The 22,186-nt window shown below is 70.5% G+C and carries 12 protein-coding genes; 5 read left to right on the forward strand and 7 right to left on the reverse strand.

Going from position 1 to position 22,186, the window contains the following annotated elements:
- Positions 1 to 57: 57 nt before the first annotated feature.
- A complete protein-coding gene (locus DMB66_RS04135) occupies positions 58 to 390 on the forward strand; it encodes a hypothetical protein (protein WP_125802636.1) in 333 nt (110 codons plus the stop codon).
- A gap of 654 nt (positions 391 to 1,044) precedes the next feature.
- Here DMB66_RS04135 and DMB66_RS04140 read toward each other — a convergent pair.
- A protein-coding gene (locus DMB66_RS04140) for an IS3 family transposase (protein ID WP_125802637.1) occupies positions 1,045 to 2,216 on the reverse strand; the annotation gives its coding sequence in 2 pieces (ribosomal slippage) (positions 1,045 to 1,958 and positions 1,958 to 2,216; 1,173 coding nt in all).
- 435 nt (positions 2,217 to 2,651) lie between these two features.
- Between DMB66_RS04140 and DMB66_RS04145 the strand changes: the two genes are divergently transcribed.
- Entirely contained in the window at positions 2,652 to 2,951 is a 300-nt protein-coding gene (locus DMB66_RS04145; RefSeq protein WP_125802638.1) for a hypothetical protein, read from the forward strand.
- Positions 2,952 to 3,078: 127 nt separating this feature from the next.
- On the opposite strand, the gene DMB66_RS04150 is transcribed toward DMB66_RS04145, so the two are convergent.
- The 6 genes from DMB66_RS04150 to DMB66_RS04175 form a co-directional block, all read right to left on the reverse strand.
- Positions 3,079 to 7,551 carry a DUF4082 domain-containing protein gene (locus DMB66_RS04150; protein WP_125802639.1) on the reverse strand — a complete coding sequence of 1,491 codons (4,473 nt, stop codon included), beginning with the start codon at positions 7,549 to 7,551 and terminating at the stop codon, positions 3,079 to 3,081.
- 11 nt (positions 7,552 to 7,562) lie between these two features.
- A complete protein-coding gene (locus DMB66_RS04155) occupies positions 7,563 to 10,760 on the reverse strand; it encodes a N,N-dimethylformamidase beta subunit family domain-containing protein (protein ID WP_199751903.1) in 3,198 nt (1,065 codons plus the stop codon).
- A 292-nt stretch (positions 10,761 to 11,052) separates the two neighbouring features.
- A complete protein-coding gene (locus DMB66_RS04160) occupies positions 11,053 to 11,721 on the reverse strand; it encodes a polysaccharide deacetylase family protein (RefSeq protein WP_125802700.1) in 669 nt (222 codons plus the stop codon).
- Positions 11,722 to 11,727: 6 nt separating this feature from the next.
- A complete protein-coding gene (locus DMB66_RS04165) occupies positions 11,728 to 12,609 on the reverse strand; it encodes a glycosyltransferase (protein ID WP_125802640.1) in 882 nt (293 codons plus the stop codon).
- On the reverse strand, positions 12,609 to 13,877 hold the full coding sequence (locus tag DMB66_RS04170) for a glycosyltransferase family 4 protein (RefSeq protein WP_125802641.1): 1,269 nt from the start codon (positions 13,875 to 13,877) through the stop codon (positions 12,609 to 12,611). Before DMB66_RS04170 ends, DMB66_RS04165 begins: the two co-directional genes overlap by 1 nt.
- 438 nt (positions 13,878 to 14,315) lie before the next feature.
- Entirely contained in the window at positions 14,316 to 15,380 is a 1,065-nt protein-coding gene (locus DMB66_RS04175; protein WP_125802642.1) for a glycosyltransferase, read from the reverse strand.
- A 440-nt stretch (positions 15,381 to 15,820) separates the two neighbouring features.
- Here DMB66_RS04175 and DMB66_RS04180 point away from each other — a divergent pair, with 440 nt between their 5' ends.
- The 3 genes from DMB66_RS04180 (at position 15,821) to DMB66_RS04190 (ending at position 22,138) form a co-directional block, all read left to right on the forward strand.
- Positions 15,821 to 16,777, forward strand: a complete 957-nt coding sequence (locus tag DMB66_RS04180; protein WP_125802643.1) for a hypothetical protein — start codon at positions 15,821 to 15,823, stop codon at positions 16,775 to 16,777.
- Positions 16,774 to 18,159 carry an O-antigen ligase gene (locus tag DMB66_RS04185; protein ID WP_125802644.1) on the forward strand — a complete coding sequence of 462 codons (1,386 nt, stop codon included), beginning with the start codon at positions 16,774 to 16,776 and terminating at the stop codon, positions 18,157 to 18,159. Before DMB66_RS04180 ends, DMB66_RS04185 begins: the two co-directional genes overlap by 4 nt.
- Before the next feature lie 286 nt (positions 18,160 to 18,445).
- Entirely contained in the window at positions 18,446 to 22,138 is a 3,693-nt protein-coding gene (locus tag DMB66_RS04190; RefSeq protein ID WP_233624295.1) for a DUF4082 domain-containing protein, read from the forward strand.
- Positions 22,139 to 22,186: the final 48 nt, after the last annotated feature.

Genomic DNA, 22,186 nt, shown 5'->3' on the forward strand with positions numbered 1-22,186 from the left:
TCGCGTAACCAGGCTGATCGATAGCCGAACCACGTCGAGACACGCTGGAGGTGCGTCGTGCCGTTGTCCACCCACGACCTGTTGGGCCGCGAGCTACGCGACAGCGGCGATCGGTCGGTCGGAACGATCACCGCCGTCTACCGCTACCCCACCGACCTGGATGCCCCGTGGGGAGCCGCCGCGGTCACCCACGGTCGGATCCTCACCTTCACCCACCTGGTCGATCTGCAGAACGCCGATCTCGACCAGGCGTCGACGGTGCAGGTGCCACATACCAGCCACACCATCAACACCGCGCCCAACTACACACCATTGATCGGCGACACCCTGGCCGACGACGACGCGGAGAACGTACGCGCCCACTACTGGGATGCCGCAACACCAGGCTGAGCCGACCACAGTGCGACGTTCTGCTCGTGGGCCACTCACCTAAGGGCCCACGAGCAGGAACGACCTCAACCCGCCGTCCACTTGGACAGGACCGCTCGCGGCCGGCGAACGCACCGCCGCTTGCCCCGCTCACAGCCCGGTGCGGGATCTGGGACATCATTACCCGGCAGGTCGCTCGCCAGTTCCTGAGTCTGGTGCCTTCATCCGCATGCTCCCGTCGCCGCCGCCCGCTTCGCGACGCGGAATGCTGCCGCACGTTGGTCACTGTCAACTTCGAGTCAGGACTGCTCCGGGGTTTGTTCTCCGGTGCCGCCGGGTCCGGCCGGCGGGGTGTTGGTGGTCGCCGCCCTGACCCGTAAATAGAGAGTTCGGGGGCAGGCGGCAGCGTCCCGGCGGAGCCGGGATGTCTGTCGGGTTTTAGGGGTGTGTCATGTGGTGGGTTGCAGGGTGACTTGTGGCCGAGTTGTTCGAGTTGGTGGATCAGGCTGCGGGTGGAGCGCCATGGGCTCCCGACGTCGACCGGACGGCTACCACCCCACATCCGCGATCATCGAGCAGAACAGGCGATGGCCGACGCACACCCAGTCCCACCACAACACCGCATCCACCCACTGGGCTGCCGCGCGTTTTCCGGACAGTGCTTTTAGCGTGTTTTCACGCCGCTAATGTGTTGTCCGTGCGTCCGCTGAGAATTTCGTACGGCGTCTTATAGCCGAGCGCCGAGTGGATCCTTTGGCGATTGTAGTACAGTTCGACATAGCGCACAATAGCGTCTCGTGCGTGGGCTTTCATCGGGAAGACGGTCCGGTTGACCATCTCATTTTTCAGGCTGGCATTGAACGATTCTGCTAGGGCGTTGTCCCAGCAGACCCCCGTACGGCCGACCGAGGACCGCAGACCGAGTTTCTTCAGCGTCCGGCGATACTCGTGCGACATGTATTGGCTGCCGCGATCAGAGTGGAAGATCGCACCTTTCGGTATGGTGATGTTACGGGCCGCCATCTCAATAGCGTCGACGACCAACTCGGTGCGCATGTGGTCCGCGACCGCCCAACCGACGACTGCCCTGGAGTAGCAGTCGATCACCGTCGCCAGGTAGATCCAGCCCTGCCACGTGTGCACGTACGTGATGTCCGCGACGAGCTTGGCGCCGGCGGCGGTCGCGGTGAAGTCCCGGCGTACCAGATCCGGCACGCGGGCCGCGGCCTGCTTGTCGGGACGGGTCGTGACCTGCCATTTCCGCGGTTGGGCCGCCCGCAGACCGACCTGAGCCATCAGCTGGCGGACCAGCTCCACACTGCACCGCCGGCCCTGGCGTCGCAGGATCTCGTGGACACGCCGGTGCCCGTAGCGGCCCTCATGGCGGGAGAAGATCGCGGTGATCGCGGCCAGCAGGACACCACGACGTGCTGCGGTCGCCGACTCCGGTCGGTCGCGCCACTCGTAATAGCCCGACCGGGACACCTCCAATTCCGTGCACATCATCACGATGGGAAAGTCAGCCTTCTCGGCGTCGATAAGCTCGTAAACGTCGCTTACCGATGATCCTGAGCGAAGAAGGCCGCCGCTTTTTTCAGGAACTCGTTCTGCAGCCGCAACTCCCGGTTCTCACGTTCGAGTTCCTTCAACCGCGCCCGATCCGGCAAAGCCAGGGGCTGTTCTTCCACAGGGTGACTCTTCCTATACGCGCTGACCCAATTACCGAGAGTGCCGTCCAACAAGCCGAGTTCCCGCGCGACGACCGCGATCGGACGTGACGTCTCGATCACCATCTTCACCGCCTCATCGCGGTACTCCTGCGAGTAGGACCGTTTCTGCCGCGCCATGCCCATCTCCATCCCAGACCGAGATCATATTAGATCCCCTGTCCGGAAACTTCGTGGCAGCTCAACGCCTTCGACCTCGCCTTCGACGGTCGGCTGACCGCAGGCCGCAACTAACCCTCAACAACATCGAGTTACACCGTTTTCTTGACAGACCCCCGTTGCCCCTTCCATGGCTGCCGTGGCGTTGGGTAAGTGTGCGGGGTCGGTTGCGCTTTGGGGCGTGTGGAACTGGGAGTGCGGCGCAGGGACGCCAGTGCCTGCCACAAACTCACCACTTACGGGCCGGTCAAGCCGCCCTGGCTGGGGTGAACAGCGTGGGTGGTCGCTGTGCCGCGATCGGCGGCGGTTCGCGGACGTTCGGGCAGTGCTGCGTGGACCGCTTCGGGAGGCGGTTCCGCGCCGGTGCTCAGATTTTGGAGACCTGCGGCGTGCTCGATGCCCCGGATCATCAAGATCGCCGTGGACGTGGACGTGGACGTGGACGTGGACCTGGACCTGGACCTGGACCTGGACCTGGCGGCGATGGCGATGGCGGCGATGGCGGCGATGGCGGCGGTGGCTGTATGGGCTTTTTGTGAGGATCGGTCTGGGGTGTGGGGCGGGGTGCTCAGGATGTGGTTGCTGTGCTCAGCGTGCGGACCGGGGTTCCCCAAGGGGTTCCGACGAGTCGGTTGGGTGCACCGGCAAGATGTTTCGGATTGGTCCTGGCGGCTGGCGTGGGCCTCGTCGCGGTAGCCGGGCGGGTTCGCGGTCAGCTTGCCGGTCGGATCGGCGACTGGGGAACGAGCGGTTCCCGGCCCGGGGCGCTGGTCCGGACGGAGGCGCCGGCCCACTCGGGGTGTGGGCCGGCGCCTCCGATGGCTCAGCGCTCGGTCGGGGTTTCCAGCGGCGCCGCGTCGGAGGTGATGCCGACCCCGTTCAGGACCGGGCTGTTCCCGTCGCGGGCCCGGGTCAGCTCCACCCGGTACTGCGCGTAGCGCGAGCCGGCCGTTACCCGGCCGCCCTGGCCCACCCTGGTCCAGCCGGTCCAGGTCGCGCCCGGGGATGCGGTGCTGCCCGTACGGACGAACAGTCGCAGGGTGGCTCCGGCGGGCACCTCGGCCTGGTATGTCAGCCGGTCCCAGGTGACCATCTGCCCGGCGTCGAGCACCCGGGAGGTCTTGCTGCCGGTGCGGGCGCCGGCGGACAGCCGTACCCCGTCGTCCTTGACCGTGGTTTGCTGGGCCGTGCCGGTGCGCAGTTGCGGGCCGGTGAAGTCGGCCACGCCGACCGCCGCGGAGACGAACGTCGCCGGTGGGCGGTTGAGGGCCGGCCATACCGTCGTGTTGCCCGCCGCGTCGACGCTGCGGATCCGGTAGTGGTAGGTCTTCAGCGGCGCCAGCTGGGTCACCACGACGCTGTGCCGCCGGCCGCCCTGGTCGCCCTGCCACTCGTCGAGGGCGTCCGGGGTTGTGCCGATCAGCAGCGTCGCGGCGGCTGACTCGTCGGTGCGCCAGCCGATCGTCGCGGTGCCGTCCGGTTGGGGCTGCACGGAGACCGCCGACATGCCGGCCGCTCGGCGGTCGGTGGCCGGGGTGACGAACTGTTGCACCTTCGAGACCGTGGTCCGGCCGCCGGGTGCGGTCACCCGGACCCGGTACCAGTAGGCGGTGCCGGGGGCGAGCCCGGCGAGCCGGACGGTGCGCTTGCCGGCCCGGGTGCCGTCGACGACCCGTCCGGTCAGCTGGTCGGCCTGCGTGCCGTACTCGATCTCGGTGCGGCTGGCGAGGGTGCCCGTCACGGTGACGCTCGCCGTGCTGCTGTCGGCCACCAGGGTGGCGGCAGCGACCGTCGGCGCGGCGGCGGGCGCGCCGTAGTCTGCCGCGTACGCTCCCGGCGCGGCGGTGAACATCGCGTATTCGACGCCCTTGATGGTGGTCCGGGTGAACGGCACGGCGGTGCCGGCCCGGGTCAGCGTGGACAGCGTGCTGCCGGCCGGGCCGAGCGTCGGCACCATTCCGGTCAGCCCGTTGGCGCCGCTGCCCACGTTGAGGGTGAACGACAGGGTGTTCGCCGACCACGAGATGCCGGTGTACGACGAGGCGTTGCGCCCGTCGAGCCAGGTGAGCATCTGCCGGGCGCTCACCAGGGGCACGCCGTGGCGCTGCGCGGAGGCCAGCACCTGGTCGCTGTCGTACGTGGTGGCCTTGTCGGTGTGCATGTTGACCGTAAAGGCGCCGTAGCGGCCCTCCGGGCCCATTGCCGCGTCCAGCAGCGCGTCCGGCGTGAACGGGTAGCTCTGGTCGGACTCGTCGGTCATCTGGGTCGCGGCCTGGTAGACGTCGATGAGCCCGCCCGTCTTGCCGGAGAAGCGCATCGGCATGCCGGAGCCGGTCATGAAGCCCGGCCGGTCGTCGATCCAGGTGCCGGGCCAGTAGTAGTAGTTGGTGTCGAGCCGGATCCCGTTGGCGGCCTCGGTGGACGCCTGGGTCGACCAGTCCGACCAGACCAGGCAGTGCATCCGGTTGGTGGTCGGCGCCGGTACCCCGCTGTACTTGGCCCGCCAGGTCCCGAGCTGGCTGGTGTAGGTGGAGGCCAGCGAGCTGGCGGTGAAGTTCGCGCAGTTGTTGTTGGGGTGCAGGCCGACCTCGAAGCCCCGCGACTGGAACGCCGTCGCCTGGCTGTTGCTCAGCGGCGAGTTCGGATAGAGGTACGAGGTGAAGCGGGCGCACTGCCAGTCGTCGACGACGCAGCCGGTCGGGCTGTTCGCCGTGTACTGGTCGAACCGGCCCGCCGTGCCGCCGGTCGCGTGGTCGTCGCCGGTGGCCACGATGACCGCCTTGAGGCTGCGCGGGAAGTACCAGAACCGGGGCAGCGGCTTGCGGTCGAGGTTCATCGCGCCGATCAGGTTGGCCAGCAGCCGCTGCTGCTCGTCGGCCTGCGGGATGGCGACCCTGTTTAGGTTGACCCAGTCGGTGCTGGAGCCGCCGAAGTAGAGGTCGTCGGAGCGGATCGGCGAGCTGCCGTCGCGCTCCTGCTGGTCCCAGGCCGGGTTGCCCTGGCGGGTGTACACCAGGGACTGGGCGAGGTCGAAGCTGAACGCCGCGGCCTGTCCGCCGGAGGTGCCGACGTCGGCCAGCGACACCGCCGGGTTGGTGGTGGCCGCCGTGGCGCTGGAATACAGCGTGGCGACGGCGCGGGCGCCGGCCAGGGTGTACCGGTCGGCGGTGCCGTGGAACTGGATCGTCTGGTCGGTGATGCCGGCGCCGGGCGAGGCCGACCCGTCGATCTTCAGGTAACCCTCGGCCAGCGTGCCGGTGGTGGAGGTCAGGCCGAGCAGGCCGGCGAGTTGCTTGTCGGGCCGGAACGCGACGAGGTTGCCGCCGCCGTTGACCCAGGTGGTGAGCATGCCGACCTGTGCCGCGGTGAGCGGGGTCGGGCCGAGCAGCACGACGTCGTACTGGCTGAGCACCGACGCGGTGACCGACGACAGGTCGGTGGTGGCGAACTCGTTGATGCCCTCGGTCCGCAGGACCTCCGCGAGGAACGAGGTGAACCCGCTCGCCCCGGTCACGGCCGACTTGACCACGAGCACCGGTCCGCCCGGGCCCTGGTCCGGTGGCGGCGGTGGCGGCGCGGCGGTGGTGAACGACCAGCTTCCCGGCGCCATGACGTTGCCGGCGGCGTCCCGGGCGCCGCTGACCGCGACGGTGTAGCCGGTGGAGGTGGCCAGCGCGGCGGCGGGGGTGAACGTGGCGGTGCTGCTGCCGGCGTTGTAGACGGTGGTGCCGGCGACCGAACCGGACGGGCCGGTCAGGGTCATCACGATGCTGGACGCGGTGACCGGCTCGCTGAAGGTCACGCTGACGGCGCCCGAGGTCGGCACGCCGACCGCGCCGGGCGCCGGGGCCCGGGCGGCGATGGTCGGCGCGGTGGAGTCCGTGGCGGTGGTGTCGAAGACGACGTCGACCCAGTAGTTGCTCGCCTGGTACGAGTTGGTGGGGAACGCGCTGGCGCCGTACCGGTAGATGCCGTTGGCGCCGTTGCCGCCACCGTTGGCCAGGGCGGTCAGCGGGCCGCGGGAGACGGCCGAGGCCAGGCCGCTGCCGGTGAGTGAGTAGAAGCCGGCGTCGGTGTGGTATGACGCCACGTAGGTGGTGTTCGCCGCCACGGCTACCGGGCTGGGCAGCGTGGCGGCCTGCCAGCCGGAGCCGCTCTCGCCGGTGAACGTCACGGTCGCGAGCCGGGTGCCGGTGTTCGTCCAGAGCGACCCGGTGTGCGTACCGGTGTTGCTCGCGCCCTTGTAGAACCGCAGGCCGCTGATGAATCCCGCCGTGCTGGTGCGGAAGCGCACCCCGACCTCGACCGCGGAGTCGTCGTTGACCGAGGCGGTGGCCGGCGCGGCGGTGGCCGGCCAGATCGTGCACGGGCAGCCGGATCCGCCGGCCGCCGCGGTGGTGAACGACCAGGAGACCGGGGTCATCGTGTTGCCGGCGGTATCTCGCGCGCCGCTGACGGTGACGGTGTGCGCCGTCGAGGCGGCCAGCGCGCTCGCCGGGCTGAAGGTCAGCGTGCGGGTGCCGGCGTCGTACGCGGTCGCGCCGGCCACCGCGCTGCCGCCGGCCGTGACGGCGATGGCCGGGGTGCCGGCCTGCACGGCCTCGCTGAGCGTGGCGCTGACCGCCGTCGTGGTGGGCACGCCGGTCGCGCCCGCGGCCGGGTTGGTGGCGGTGACGGTGGGCGGCGTGGTGTCGGACGCGGAGGTGGTGTACACCACGTCGACCCAGTAGTTGGCCGCCTGCCAGGTGTTGGTGGGGAAGCCGCCGCCGGTGCCGTACCGGTAGATGCCGTTGGCCCCGTCGACGCCGTCGCGCAGGGCGTGCAGGGGGTCGTTGTCGACTCCGCCGTTCTCGAAGGCACCTTCGTCGTAGGCGTATCGGCCGTTGGGTGCGTAGTACGAGGCGACGTACGTGGTGTCGGCGCTGATCGGGATGGGACTGGCGAACGTGGCGGTCTGCCAGCCGGTGGCGGACTCGCCGGTGAAGGTCACGGTGCCGAGGTTGGTCCCGGTCGCGCTCCACAGATGCCCGACGTGCGTGCCGGAGTTGCCGCTGCCCTTGTAGAACCGGATCGCGGTGATCTGGCCGGCCGCGTCGGCACGGAACTTGACCCCGACCTCGACGGCCGCGGTGTCGGGATCCGCCGGGGTGCCCGGTACGGCCGTCGCGGGCCAGATCGAGCACGGGCAGGTGGCCGCCGAGGCCGGCTGGGCCGGGCTGAGCAGGGCGGCCACCAGGGCCAGGCACATCACAAGCGGCAACAGGACACGCCGCGACCACTTGTTCGATCCGTACACGGGCGTACTCCTCAGCTGGCGGGGGTGAACACGACGTCGACCCAGTAGTTGGTCGACTCCCAGGTGTTGCTCGGGAAACCGCCGCCGGTCCCGTACCGGTAGATGCCGTTGGGCCCGTCGACGCCGTTCTGCAGGGCGTGCAGCGGCCCGTTGTCGACACCCGACGCGAAGTAACCGCTGTCGCCCGCATAGCGTCCGGCCGGCGCGTAGTACGACACGACATAGGTGGTGCCGGCGGCCACCGGCACCGGGGTGGCGAACGTGGCGGTCTGCCAGCCGGTGGCGGTCTCACCGCTGAACGTGACCGTGCCGAGCAGCGTGCCGGTCGCGCTCCACAGGTGCCCGACGTGCGTGCCGCTATTGCCGCTGCCCTTGTAGAACCGGACCGCGGTGACCTGGCCGGCGACGTCGGCACGGAACTTCATGCCCACCTCCACGGCCGCGGTGTCCGAGTCGGCCGGGGTGCCCGGTATCACCGAGGTGGCCCAGACCGAGCAGGGGCAGCCGGTCGGCGGCGTGGTGCCGGCCGCGGTGGTGAACGACCAGGACGCGGCGGTCATGACGTTGCCGGCGAGGTCGGCCGCGCCGCTGGCCGTGACGGTGTACGTGGTGCTCGCGGCCAGCGCGGCGGTGGGCGTGAGCGTGGCCTTCCTGGTGGCGGCGTCGTAGGCCACGCTGGCGGGCACCGTCGTGCCGCCGGCGTCCTTGAGCACCAGGGCGACCGTGCTGCTCTGCACCGGTTCGCTGAACGTGGCGGTGGCCGTGGTCGCGGCCGGCACCCCGGTGGCGCCGGCCGCCGGGGTCCGTGCGGTCACCGTCGGTGCGGTCGTGTCCGGTGTGCCGCCGCCCGGCGCGAAGACCACATCCACCCAGTAGTTGGCCGACTCCCAGGCCAGGGTCGGGTAGCCGGTGCCGAAGCGGTAGACGCCGTTGACGCCGTCGATCCCGTCGCGCAGGGCGTGCAGCGGCTCGCTGTCGACCCCCTCGGTGGCGAAGTAGCCCGGATCGGCCGCATAACGGCCGTTCGGGGCGTAGTACGACACCACGTACGTGGTCCCGGCGGTCAGCGCCACGGGGGTGGACAGATTCGCCTGCTGCCAGCCGGTGGCCGACTCGCCGGAGAAGGTGACCGCGGCTAGTTGGGTGCCCGAGGCCGTCCACAGGTGCCCGACGTGCGTGCCGGTGTTGGGGCTGCCCTTGTAGAACCGGATCGCGGTGACCTGGCCCGCGACGTCGGCCCGGAACTTCGTGCCGACCTCGGTGCCGGTGCTGTCGGGATCGGCGGGGATCGCGGGAGTGGCGCCCGCGTCCCAGATGGTGCACGGGCAGCTGCGCGCGCCGACGGTGACCGCGACCGTCGCGTCCGCGCCGACGTTGGCGCTGTCGTCGGTGGCCCGGACGCGCACGGTGGTGCCGCCGGAGCCCCGCGCGGTCCAGGTGTAGGTCCAGGTGGCGCGCCCGGTGGCCGGGTGCCAGGTGGCGCCGTTGTCGGTGCTCACCTCGACCCCGCCCACGACGCCGCCGCCGCTGTCCGCGGCGGTGCCGGCGATGGTGACCGGCGCACCGGCCGGCACGGTCGCACCGGCCGCCGGGGCGGTGATGGTGGCGGCCGGGCCGACGGTGTCGGTGGAGGCGGTGGCCGCGGTCAGGCCGGACTGCAGGGTGGCCGGCTGCGCGCCCATGTCCGCGAACAGGTTGACGGTGGCCTGGCGCATCGGGACGCTGGCCGCGCCCGACCCGCGGTCGTGGTCGCTGTCGAGTCCCCACGACCACTGCACGGTGCCGGCGCCGAACACCAGGGCGCCGCTCGGGGCGCGGTACAGCGTCAGGCGGTGGGTGGCGCTGCCCGAGGCGTACTGCGAGCCGTAGTCCTGCAGCACCTCGACGCCGGTCGCAGTCGTGGTGGACAGGCCGATCAGGCCGCGGGGCCGGGCGCCGTTGTCGGCGTCCTCGTCCCACTCGTAGCCGACGGTGCCGGTGCCCAGGGTCGCCGTGGCGCCGGCGGCCTGGGTGGCCACCGTGGTGCCGCGCCAGAACCGCATCTTGCCGTCGGCGGCCGGCACCTTCAGGCTCACCGTGCCGGAGTTGACCTCGAAGGCGGTGCCGGTCAAGCCGTTCTCCGGGCGCCCGCCGTCGGCCGGCGGGCTGAACCGCGGGTCCCGCCAGGTGCCCGTCCAGGCGCTCGTCGGGTCGCTCTTGGCGTTCGCGTGCGTTTCCTTGTAGCAGACCAGGGTGCGGTACGCGGTGCCGGAGCCGTCGATGGCGTTCTCCCACCGGGTCTTCCAGAACACCTCGTTGCCGCTGAAGAAGGCGAGGCTGACCCCGGCGTCCCGGGCGGCCTCCACGTTGGCCCGCTGGCCGCCGGACCAGTACTCGTCGTGACCGACCGACAGGAACGACTTGTGGTTCTTCAGCAGCGCGCCCCGGGCGTCGGTGTCGACCCCGGAGATGTAGCTGACGTCGTAGCCGTTGGCCTCCAGGAAACGGACCATCGGGTATTCGGCGTTGAAGACGGCGTCCTCGGCGCCCGTGCCCCGGGTGGTGACCGGGCGGTTGTAGCTCACCTTGTACGCGCGCCCGGCCGGCGAACCGGTGTACAGGCTGTTGCCGCCGTAGGAGTTGTACGCCTGCCAGGTCGTGTCGGAGGTCTGCATGACCAGGTCCGAGTGGCTGGCGTCGTCGCGCACCACGAAGACGACGTGGCTGGCCCCGGCGGTGCTGTCGGTCCGGACGAGCCGGGCGAAGTAGATGCCGGAGACCGCGGTGGCGGGCACGGCCCACGACGCCGAGACCGCCCAGTTGCCGCAGTCGACCAGGCCGGTGCCGGCGTTCGACAGGCAGGCGGGCTGGGTCTGCCGGCCGACCGGGTTGACGGTGGCCACCAGCCGCGCGCCGTTGCCCCCGTAGTAGCCCATCCGGTAGACGTCGAGGCGGTACGAGGTCGCGGTGGATTTGATCTTGAAGTTGACCGTCTCGCCGACGTTGACGCTCATCTGCGTGGCGAAGCCCTGCAGCGCCGCGCTGCCGGAGCCGGAGACATCCCAGGTGCTGCGGGGGGTGCCCGCCTTCGTGTTCTCGCAGGCGACCGGGTTGAGCGGCGGCGTGCACGCGTCGGCGGCGGCCGCACCGGCGGCCGGCACCGGCAGGGTCGCCGCGATCAGGGTCAGCACCAGCAGCGACCGCCACCGGAATGCCTTGAGATTACGCACTGGAATCCCTCCCCGCCGCCCGCACCCGCGTGACGACACGTCGGTTGAATCGAGGTCGGATCACGATCATGCGGGCAGGCTATGGGACGGAACTGTCCGCGAACCGACACCAGCGCCGCTCGGCACGGCCGGCGGGGCTATTCGATCCCGTCGGGGGACGCGGCGCCGCCCGACCCGGGCTCTTCGCATCGCCGATCAGCGCACCGTTCAATCCATTCGGCCACTTCGCGGCCCTGCCACCAGATTGGACAGTCAGGCGACCGCGCACAGTGCACAAAAGGGATCGAGCCGGTCAGCGGAGGCGTTTGACGACGCCGACCGCTTCCAGCTTCAGCCGGCCCAGCGTGCCCGGCCCGCCGAGCGCCTCGGCGCGCAGCGATTCCGGGGTGTCGTCGCGCCGCACGCTGTATCGCGGCTGCAGCCAGGAACCCGCGCGGGCGCGCCGGCGGTCGCTGGTGAACACCCGGGTGTAGCCGAGCCGGCGCATCCGGCCGAGCAGCTGCCGGTCGTACCGGCCGAGCGGGCAGGCGGCGGTCTCCACCTCGGCGCCGACGACCGCCGCGATCCGATCGCGGGCCGTCACCAGCTCGGACTCGGTGGTCGCCAGGTCCATCCCCCGCCACGGCCGGTGCCACATGCCGTGGCTGCCGATCCGCATGCCCTCGCCGTGCAGCTTCCGCACCGCCTGCTCGCTCAGGCTGCCCGGCGCGTCGAACCGGGCGGCCAGCACGAAGAAGTCGGCGGTCAGCTCACGCTCGCGCAGCGCGGGCAGGCCCAGCTCGATGTCCGAGGCGTTGCCGTCGTCGAAGCTGAGCCGGACGGCGGGCCAGGTGCGGACCTCGTCGAGGACCGCGAGGAACAGATCCTCACTGATCCAGTAGCGGTCCTCGCCCGGCTCCAGCTCGCGCTCCGGCGTGCCGATGCCGTGGAAACAGATGTTGATGACCGTCTCGTTACGCATTGCCACCTATCGCCTCGTCGCTGGTTCGGTGTCCGTTGTGGTCTCCGCGCCCGGCTGCCGGGAGGACTCGTCGCGTCCCCACGCGGCGCCGCCGTCGGCCGCCCGCCGGGCGGCGACGGCCGCCGCGACCGTGATCGCCACGTAACACACCGCGGCCGGCGCCAGCCAGGGCCGTGGCAGCACCACGTCCCGCAGCCAGGACATCCGTGCCGCCGAGCGTACCGGGGCAGCCACCTCTCCGTTCGCCGACGCCGCGCGCATCGCGGCGTTGCCGCCCCGCACCCGGACCAGCCGGCGCACCAGGTCGCCGGTGCGCCGGGGGGTGGCGACCCGGGCGGCGTACGACGTGACGTGCCGCTTCTCCGCCTGGGTGAACAGGGAGTCGAGGAAGAGGTCGTCGGCCACAAGTTCGGGGAAGCGGTCGAAGCGCGCCCGCCCGGCCTCGGACAGCGCCACGACGCCCCGGCCGAACAACCCGTCGCGGAAGACCGGCAGCCGGCCGTGCACCGCGAAATAGGCCCGGACCAGCAGCGGCCGCCCGGTGAGGTCGAGCTGACGGCCCACGGTCGCCGCGCGGGCGGCGCCGCCGAGAGCCTCGGCCAGCGAGCGGACCGCCGCGGTGGTCAGGACGATGTCGGCGTCCAGATAGACCCGGGGAAAGCCCACCGAGGCCGCGTCGCCCGCGTTGAGCGCCGCCGCCTTGCCGGCGGTCGCCAGCTCCACCACCCGTACGCCGGGACGGGCAGCCACGGCGGCGGTGTCGTCGGTGCAGCCGTTGGCGACGACCGTGACGTCGAACTCGCCGGGCGCGGCCTCGCCCAGCAGGGCGTCCAGGCAGCGCCCGATGACCGCGGCCTCGTTGTGGGCCGCGATGACGACGCTCGTCATCACTTGTCCGCCGTGGTCGTGCTGTCGTGGGCGCCGGAGCGGGGCGCCGGGATGCGGACGGACGCGGCGGGCAGCCGCCGGGCCAGCAGCCGCTGGAACACCGCGGCGTACGCGCCGGCCTGGTGCTCCCAGGACAGCAGGCTCAGGAACCGTTCGCGGCCCAGCTTGCGCATCTGCCGGCGCCGGTCCGGGTCGTCGAGCAGGGCGTCGATCGCCTCCGCGAACTCGGCCGGGGTGCCGTTGGGCACGTAGGCACCGGCCTCGCCGAGGGTGGCTCGGGTCTCGGTCAGGTCGGCCGCGACGACCGGAACGCCCCGGCCGACGTACTCGACGGTCTTCGCCATCGTCGACAGGTGGTTCATCCGGGTGGGCAGATCCGGCTGGATGGCGACGGTCGCCTCGCGCAGGATCTCGTCGACCGCCGCGCCGTCGAGCCAGCCGGTGAACGTCACGACGTCGTCGAGCCCCCGCTCGGTGGCCAGCTTCCGCAGCGCGGGCATGCTCTCGCCGTCGCCGGCCAGGATCATCCGCCAGCCGGTGCGGCCGCGGCGGCGGGTCAGCTCCTCGGCGGCCAGGACCGCGCCCTCGACGTTGTCCTGCGGCCCGAACACGCCGAGGTAGACGACCTTGTGCACGCCGTCCGCGGGCTCGACGCCGTCGTCGTCGCCGGTCGCCGCGATCTCGGCGGTCGCCGGGCCGTTGCGGACCACCGTCACCTTGTCCGGGTTCACCCCGCGCCGGGCCGCGTTGTCCTTGAAGGACTGATTCGTGGCCACCACCTCGGTGGCGGTGCGCAGCGTCAGCCACTCAAGCACCGAAAGGGTGCGGAAGACCCATTTGTTGGGGGTGCCGACCCGCGCCGCGTAAACCTCCGGGCACAGATCGTGGTGGTCGAACACCCAGGGCCGGCCGATCGCGCGCAGCAGCAGCGCCAGCGGCCAATAGACGTCCGGCGGATTGCAGACCTGGACGGCATGGGCCCGACCAGCGAATACCTCGCCGATAAGACGAATGGCGATGCACAGGAAAGACCAGCCGAATTCAAACGCGAACGAGAATACACCGCCACCATAAACCACGACCGGATAGGGCTTGAGCCGAGTGTTCCGGCTGCCCGGCAGCGTGCGCAGACTCCGGTCGCCGCGCGGCGCGATGACCGTCACGTCGAAGCCCTTCGCCTCCAGCGTAAGGCATTCGCGGATGACCCGGCGGTCGCGTTCGGCCGGCAGGTTGGCAATAAGAATGGTGACATGCGGATTTCTCGCCATCGTCTGGTCCGTCTCCCCCTGGCTCGCTTCGACTCGGAGGAAACAGTGCTGGATCAGGAGAGCGCGGAGCAACCGGCTGTCCGGGCGGGATCCAGTCATCCGTTTCAACTAGACGAGCATCTTGATCAAGTTTCGGATGTAATGCCCGATTAGTGCGTCTTATCGGCTCCGCAGAGAATACCCGGTAATTCGCAGGGACATTGACCCTTATGGTCGGTATCACGCTTGTTGCCGCGACATCGCAGGCGTAGTGCGGAGTTGTCGGCTTGGCGACACCGGCGAGCCCGGCGGCAGGGGACCCACCGGCGCGGGGCACAGTGGACGTCCACAAGGGGCCGCGGCCACCGCCGCAGCGGGCAGGGCTACGCAGCGGCAGCGGCAGGGCTACGCAGCGGCAGCAGGCAGCAGGCAGGGCTACCGCAGCAGCGGGCGGCAGCGCTACCGCAGTGCGGAGAAGAACTCCAGGAGATCGGCCCGCAGCCCGGCCTCGTGGTAGTGCGCCAGAATCTGTTTGGCCGCCGCCCGGCCCGCGGTGGCCAGCACTTCCGGGTCCTTGCGGTGCTGCTCCAGGACCTGCTCCACGGCGACGGCGAAGGCCAGCAGGTCGGCCTCGGCGACCGGCGTGCAGAAGCCGGGGTCGAAGTAGTCACGGCCGGCCAGCCCGGTGAAGCCCACGACGTAGGCGCCGCTGGCCATCGCCTCGGCGGGCGGCAGGCCGAAGCCCTCGCGCTCGCTGAAGCTGAGGAAGACCGCGCAGCCGCGCAGCGCCTCGGCGGTCTGCGCCTCGGTGAGCCCGTCGATGGCGACCAGCTCCCAGCCGTCGAGGCAGCCCCGTCCCCGCAGCAGGTGGAGCAACTGCTCCTGCTCGTCCGCCCGGCGGCGGGGCATGTAGCCGATGCGCCGGCCGGCCGGGCCGTCGGCGGGGTGGAACACGCGTTCGTCGACCACCACCCGGGCGATGTGCACGGCGATGTCGGGAAAGGCATACCGCAACAGGGCGGCGTTGTCCTGCGACACCGTCAGCAGCGCCTCGACACCGCCCACCCCGGCGTAGGGCGCGCCGGGCACGGTCGTCGCGAAGGGCACCCGGGCGAAGGTGTGGTAGGCGTTCTGGTTGAAGACGACCTTCCGGCACCCCGGCGGCAGGGCACCCAGCCCGGGACCGTAGAACTCCGGGACCACGAGGAGGTCGCTCCGCCCGAGGGTCACCTCCCGGGCCGCGACCACCCGGGTGCGGTTGGCGAACCAGTCGACCCGGAAGCCGGGCCGGGCGTGCAGCACCGCCGCCTCGACGCCGGCCTCGTTGAGCAGGTCGACGTGCCGGTAGAGGTTGCGGATGCCACCGGCCGGCGAATTGTCGTCCGGGCTGAGGTAGTAGATGGTGTTCGCGCCCGATGCGCCCGGATCATGCCGGATCGCCGGCGGGGTGCGCCGGCGGAGGTCCCGGCTGCCGACCGCCCGTTGCACAGCGTCGCGGACCGGCCGCACTATGGCATTGCTCATGACAGCACCGCATCCCGGACAGCCCCGACCATCGTGGACTCACGCCCCGCCAACCAGGACGATTCGCCCTGTTTCGCTTGGGGTTCCAGCTCTGCCCTGCGCGGCGACGCCACGAATGCCCCCTTCTGAGCGACATGAGGTACTACAAGATGGCCGGTGTCGGCCGCCCGCAACCTTTCCGGGGCCGTACGGCGGATGACAACCTCCGTTGGTACCGCGGCACACGTCTTAATGCTGACATCGGCTGATGCGTTCGGTGAGCGAAACTTACTCTATTCTCAGACCCAACCCGTCGATGGCGAAGATCGTCGGTTGCCAAGGCCAGGCATCCCTGGGGACACTGGCCACGTCCGGCGGCGCACTGCGGGTTTCCACCCGACCAGACGCCGCCGGGACGGGCCTTCGTACGTACAGACATTCGGTAAGGGCAAGGGGAACGTGTGGACCTCTGGGACATGACCAAGCTGCTCTTTCGGCGTTGGTATTTCTCGCTGCCCATGTTGCTGGTCACTCTCGCGCTCGTCGCGGTGGCCAGCGTGACGGTCGAGCCGGATTACAGCGCCAAGGGCCACATCCAGCTCATTCCACCGGCCGGCACCACCGCCAGCGACGGCGAGAAGAATCCGATCAAGAACCCCTGGTTCGACCTGGGGTACGAGGCGCTGGGCAACGCCACGATGATCGACGTGAACAAGAAGTCGGTGCTCGAGCAGATGGTCGCCGACGGGCTCACCGACAACATCACGGTCACCATGGAGCAGGTGCCGCTGTTCGAGATCGAGGCGGTGGGCACGTCGTCCGCCCAGGCGACGGCCAGCGTGCAGCGGGTGATGGATGCCATCGCCGCGGCCGTCCAGGAGCGTCAGCAGACGCTGCGGGTGGCCAAGACCGAGACCATCACCACGCTGAAGCTCGACGACGGCAGCGAGGTCGAGGTCAAGAACTCCAAGACGATGCGCGTGATGGTGGTGGCGGCGGGCCTCGGCCTGCTGCTGACGGCCGGCTTCACGATCGGTCTCGACGCGCTGCTCCGCTTCCGGGCGTCCCGCCGCCGCGGCGATGACGACGACGGCGCCGGAGACGGCCCGGCCATCGGCTCCGTCCATCCGGAGAAGCGCGATGAGGCCGCGCCGCCCAAGGCCAGTTTCGAATCGACCCAGGTCGTCACGCCACACCGCCCCGGCGGCCGCGGCGAGCGCGCCAACGGGGCGCCCGAGCAGCCCGCGGCCCGGCAGGGCAACGGCGCGCCGCAGCGCTCCCGGGCCTCCGACGGCACGGAATACCGCTCGAAGCAGGTTCCCACCATCGAGCCGGAGCAGGCGCCCATCGACGCCACGATCGTCCTGCCGATCACTCCCACGCGGTGGAAGCGGGACGAAAAGGCCGACTACCATTGAGTTCCGACACCGTCTCACACCCGGTCGACCTTGAACCGTCGCTGCTAGACAGGCACATCTACAGCTCGCGGCGATACCGGGCCCCGCTCGACGTCGTCACCGTGCTCACCATCACGGTGGTGCTGCTCTACGTCCTGCCGGGGACGCTGATCGTGCCCAACCTGACCTACGCGGGACGGCCGGCTCTCCTGCTCGCCCTGCTGATGTTCGCGTGGTGGTGCCTCGCCCGGCTCAGCCCGCGGTTGCTCATGGTGGGCCCGCAACCGATCCGCTGGTTCCTCGGCTGCTATCTGGTCGCCAACCTGTTGTCCTATATCGCCGGACTGCTGCGCGGCCTGCCCACCCAGGAGGCCAACGCCCAGAATTTCGCGATGCTCCAGCTCGCCGAGTTCCTCGGCGCGGCGCTCATCGTCGCGGACGGCGTCCAGAACTGGGACAGGCTCAACCGGCTGCTGCGCGTCATGGTGTATTGCGGCGGGTTCATGGCGGTGGTGGGCATCGCCCAGGCGACCCTGAAGATGGACGTCTCGCAATACCTGGTGATCCCCGGGCTGGAGGTCAAGGGCGGGCTCGCGGGCTTCGGCCTGCGCGGCGACGAGGGACAGTTCCGGGTCGCCGGCACCACCACGCACTACATCGAGTTCAGCGCGGTGGTGGCGATGATGGTGCCGTTCGCCATCCACGTGGCCCGCTTCGCGGCGAAGAAGTCGCAGCGGATAGCGGCCGCGGGGTGCGCGTTCCTGCTGGCCATCGCCAACCCGATGTCCATCTCCCGGACCGGCATCGTGGCGCTCGCCCTGGCCCTGCTGATCATGGTGCCGATCTGGTCGTGGCGGCTGCGCTACACCTTCATGTACCTGGGCGTCAGCGCAGTGGTGGCGATCATGATGATCAAGCCGGGCGTGCTGGGCACCATCAAGGCGATGTTCCTCAACGTCGGGGTCGACCCGAGCATCGAGGGGCGGACCAACGACTACGCCCTGGTCGAACACTTCTTCAACCAGCGGCCCTGGCTGGGCCGGGGGCCCCGGACGCTGCTGGCCGACCCGGTGCGCGACACCATCCTCGACAACCAGTGGCTCTACACCCTGGTGTCCGGCGGGATCATCGGAGTGGTCGCGTTGCTGCTGCTGCACGTGGCCGCGATCACCCTCGCCTCCATCGCGCTGCGCCGCTCGCGCCGCGAGGAGGACAGGCACCTCTGCGTCGCACTGATCTCGGCGCAGGTGGTCGCCGTCGTGGTCGGCGGCACGTTCGACTCGCTGTACTACACGACGTTCACCATCACGCTGGCGCTGTTCGTCGGCATGTGCGGCACGTTGTGGCGCTTCACCCACCCGGCCCGGACCATCAGAACGGCCACAGCCCGCAGCGCGAGCTGACATTCCGCGCATTCTTCCCGGCCGGCGCACGGAGCACGACAACGCCCGCCCGGCTGCGGACCGGCGAGGCCGGACACGCCAAGATCAGTCGAGTCGCTGCCCGGCTGAGCGACCCGGTCGACGGCGCGCCGCGACCGGCGGCCCGGCCTGGCCGGTCGTACACAGAAACTGGCCGAAGCTGCGGTCCGTGGCCCCGCCACCCGGCGCTACGCTCCCGCTGAATTCGCGAGCGCGCCGAGGTGGACAATACAGGCCGCACAGTCCAAAGGGGGCAGACGTCTTGACCATGCTGAAGGCGTTGTACGTGGCCGGCACGACCCGGGACCGGCGAAGCCGGCCCATACGCCGCCTGGTGGGCGGTATCGCGGTGATCGCGACCGCGGTGGCCGCCGGCGTCCTGGTGGCGCCGCTCGCGGCCTCGGCCGATCCGTGCGACCCGGTGGTCAACGCCATCGTCTGCGAGAACACCAAGGAGGGCACGCCGAAGTCGGTGTGGGACATCGACGGCAGCGGCGACGCCGCCCTCCAGGGCTTCTCGACCGATATCAGCGTGAACGCCGGCCAGCGCGTCGACTTCAAGATCAAGACTGACGCGGCCGCGTACACCGTCGACATCTACCGGCTCGGCTACTACGGCGGCGACGGCGCTCGCAAGGTCACCAGTGTCACCCCGTCGGCCTCGCTGCCGCAGACCCAGCCCGACTGCATCACCGAGACGGCCACGGAGCTCTACGACTGCGGCAACTGGGACGTCTCCGCCTCGTGGGACGTGCCGGCCACCGCCGTGTCCGGTGTCTACCTCGCCCGCCTGCACCGCGCCGACACCGGCGGCTCCAGCCACATCACGTTCATCGTCCGGCAGGACAGCAGCACCTCCGACGTCCTGCTGCAGACGTCCGACTCGACCTGGCACGCCTACAACCTGTACGGCGGCTCGGACTTCTACACCGGCGGGGCCAACGGGCGCGCGTACAAGCTGAGCTACAACCGGCCGTTCGCCGACCGCAACAGCGTCGAGCGGCGCGACTTCCTCTTCGGGGCCGAATACCCGATGATCCGGTTCCTCGAGCGCAACGGCTACGACGTCAGCTACACCACCGACATCGACAGCGACCGCCGCGGCCAGCTCATCAAGAACCACAACATCTTCCTCTCGGTCGGCCACGACGAATACTGGTCCGAAGCCCAGCGGGCCCACGTCGAGGCCGCCCGGGACTCCGGCACCCACCTGGGCTTCTTCGGCGGCAACTCGGTCTACTGGAAGACCCGCTACGAGCCCAGCACGGACGGGACGGACACTCCGTACCGGACGCTGGTCACCTACAAGGAGACCTGGGCCAGCGCCAAGATCGACCCGTCCAGCGAGTGGACCGGCACCTGGCGCGACGCCCGGTTCAGCCCGCCGGCCGACGGCGGCCGGCCGGAGAACCAGCTCATGGGCACCATGTTCATGGTCAACGATGGCGACCTGCCGCTGACCGTCAAGTCCGAGGAAGGCAAGTACCGGCTCTGGCGGCAGACGAACCTGACCGCTATCCCGTCCGGCCAGTCGGTCGAGCTGTCGCCGCACACCGTCGGGTACGAATCCGACGAGGACACCGACAACGGCTTCCGGCCGCCGGGCATGATCCGCCTGTCCACCACCACCGGCGCCGTCGGGCAGCGGCTGCAGGACGACTTCGGCATCAAGGTGGCACCGGGGCAGACCACCCACCACCTGACGCTCTACCGGGCCGAAAGCGGTGCGCTGGTCTTCGGCGCCGGCACCATCCAGTTCACCTGGGGTCTCGACGAAGTGCACGACGGCGAGACGACGCCCGTCGACAGCCGCATGCAGCAGGCCGTGGTAAACCTGTTCGCCGACATGGGCGTGCAGCCGTCCACCCTGATGAGCGGGCTCGCCGCCGTCACCGCGTCCGTCGACGGCACCGCCCCGACCGTCGCGATCACCGCGCCGGCCGACGGCGCCACCGTCGCTCGGGGCACCGAGGTGACGCTGCAGGGCACCGCCGCCGACATCGGCGGCCGGGTCGCCGGGGTCGAGGTGTCGACCGACGACGGCGCCACCTGGCACCCCGCCACCGGCACGAACTCGTGGTCGTACAAGTTCATCGCGGCCGGCCTGAGCACCCAGGAGGTGCGCGTCCGGGCCACCGACGACAGCGTCAACATGGGTCAGTCGCCGACCACCCGCGTGTTCGCGCTGTCCGGTCCGAACACTCTGTTCGGCGACCGGGTGCCGAGCGACCCGGCGGTCGAGGACGGCAGCGCCGTCGAGCTGGGGGTGCGCTTCAAGCCCGCCGTCGACGGTTACGTCACCGGCGTGCGCTTCTACAAGGGCACCGGGAATTCCGGCACGCACACCGGCTCGCTGTGGTCCACCGGCGGCACCCGCCTGGCCACCGGGACCTTCAGCGACGAGTCGGCGTCCGGCTGGCAGAAGCTCACGTTCTCCAGCCCGGTAGCGGTCGACGCGGGCACCACCTACATCGCCTCGTACTTCGCGCCCAGCGGGAACTACGCGACCGACGACTGGTGGTTCACGCGCGACTGGACCAGCGGCCCGCTCACCGCACCGCGCTCGACGAGCGAGGCCCGAAACGGGGTCTTCCGCTACGGCTCCTCCGGCGGCTTCCCCAACGAGTCGTTCAACGCCGGTAACTACTACGTCGACGTCACCTTCGCGGTCAGCGGCGACCTGCCGCCGGCCGTGACCACCACGACGCCGGTCGACGACGCCGGCTCGGTGCCGACCGACATCGCCCCGGCGGCGGTGTTCTCGAAGGCGCTCAACCCGTCGTCGGTGCAGTTCACCCTCGCCAGGAGCGACGGTAGCGGCACGGTCGCCGGCACGGAGGCATACGACAGCGGTCTCAAGAAGGCGACCTTCACCCCGTCGGCGCCCCTGACCCCGGGGACCTCCTACACCGCAATCGTCTCCGGCTCGGACCCGCAGGGCCGTCCGGGCGGCGCGACGTGGTCGTTCTACACCGCCATCGACGGCACGGTGCACTCGCTGTTCCCCACCGACGCCGTGCCCTCGACGGTGGCGCAGGACGACTCGGCCGCGGTGGAACTGGGCCTGAAGTTCAAGGCGAACACGCCCGGCCGGGTGGTCGGAGTCCGGTTCTACCAGGGGCCCGGCAACAGCGGTCCGCACGAGGTGAGCCTGTGGAGCACCGGCGGCGCGAAGCTCGAGTCGACCACGCTGCCCTCCTCGACCGAGACGGGCTGGCGCACCGCGTACTTCGCCACCCCGGTCACCACCACCTCCGGCACCACCTACGTCGCGTCGTACCACGCGCCGAACGGCAACTACGCCATCGACGGCGGCTACTTCGCCAGCACCCGGACCAACGGGCCGCTGAGCGCACCGAGCGGCGCCAACGGCATGTACGGTTACGGCGCCGGCGGGTTCCCGACGCAGTCGTACAACTCGGCGAACTACTGGGTCGACCCGCTGTTCGTGGCCGACGGCACCGGACCCACGCCCGGCACTCCCCCGGTCGGCGCGTACGGATTGTTCACCGGTGCGGACACCCCCGCCGCGGCGAACTGGGACGACCCGGACGCCGTGGAGCTGGGTATGAAGGTCACCCCGGCGGTCGACGGCATGGTCTACGGAGTGAAGTTCTACAAGGGCCCGACCAACACCGGGACGCACACCGGCACGCTCTGGTCGGCGGGCGGCACGCAGCTGGCGACGGTCACCTTCGCCAACGAGACCGCGTCCGGCTGGCAGACAGCGCTCTTCTCGGAGCCGGTAGCGGTCACCGCCGGGCAGCAGTACGTGGTGTCGTACCACACCGAGGTCGGACGCTACGCCGTGACCGGCGGCGGCCTTTCGGCCCCGCGTACAGTCTCGGACCTGACGGTGCCGGCGGCCGGAGCCACCTACCGTTACGGGACGGGCGGGACGATGCCGGTCTCGTCCTCGAGCGGCAACTACTGGGTGGACCTGGTGTTCGCGCCGAGCTGACGCACAAACGACTGCGGCGGACCGTCCGCCGGATCGCGATCGACTGGG

It is taken from the genome of Actinoplanes sp. ATCC 53533 (assembly GCF_003947245.1).

Coding starts and splice junctions, on each gene's coding strand:
- DMB66_RS04190 (WP_233624295.1), top strand. CDS start 18,446: ATGCTGAAGGCGTTGTACGTGGCCGGCACGACCCGGGACCGGCGAAGC.
- DMB66_RS04160 (WP_125802700.1), bottom strand. CDS start 11,721: ATGCGTAACGAGACGGTCATCAACATCTGTTTCCACGGCATCGGCACG.
- DMB66_RS04170 (WP_125802641.1), bottom strand. CDS start 13,877: ATGGCGAGAAATCCGCATGTCACCATTCTTATTGCCAACCTGCCGGCC.
- DMB66_RS04175 (WP_125802642.1), bottom strand. CDS start 15,380: ATGAGCAATGCCATAGTGCGGCCGGTCCGCGACGCTGTGCAACGGGCG.
- DMB66_RS04145 (WP_125802638.1), top strand. CDS start 2,652: ATGCCCCGGATCATCAAGATCGCCGTGGACGTGGACGTGGACGTGGAC.
- DMB66_RS04165 (WP_125802640.1), bottom strand. CDS start 12,609: ATGACGAGCGTCGTCATCGCGGCCCACAACGAGGCCGCGGTCATCGGG.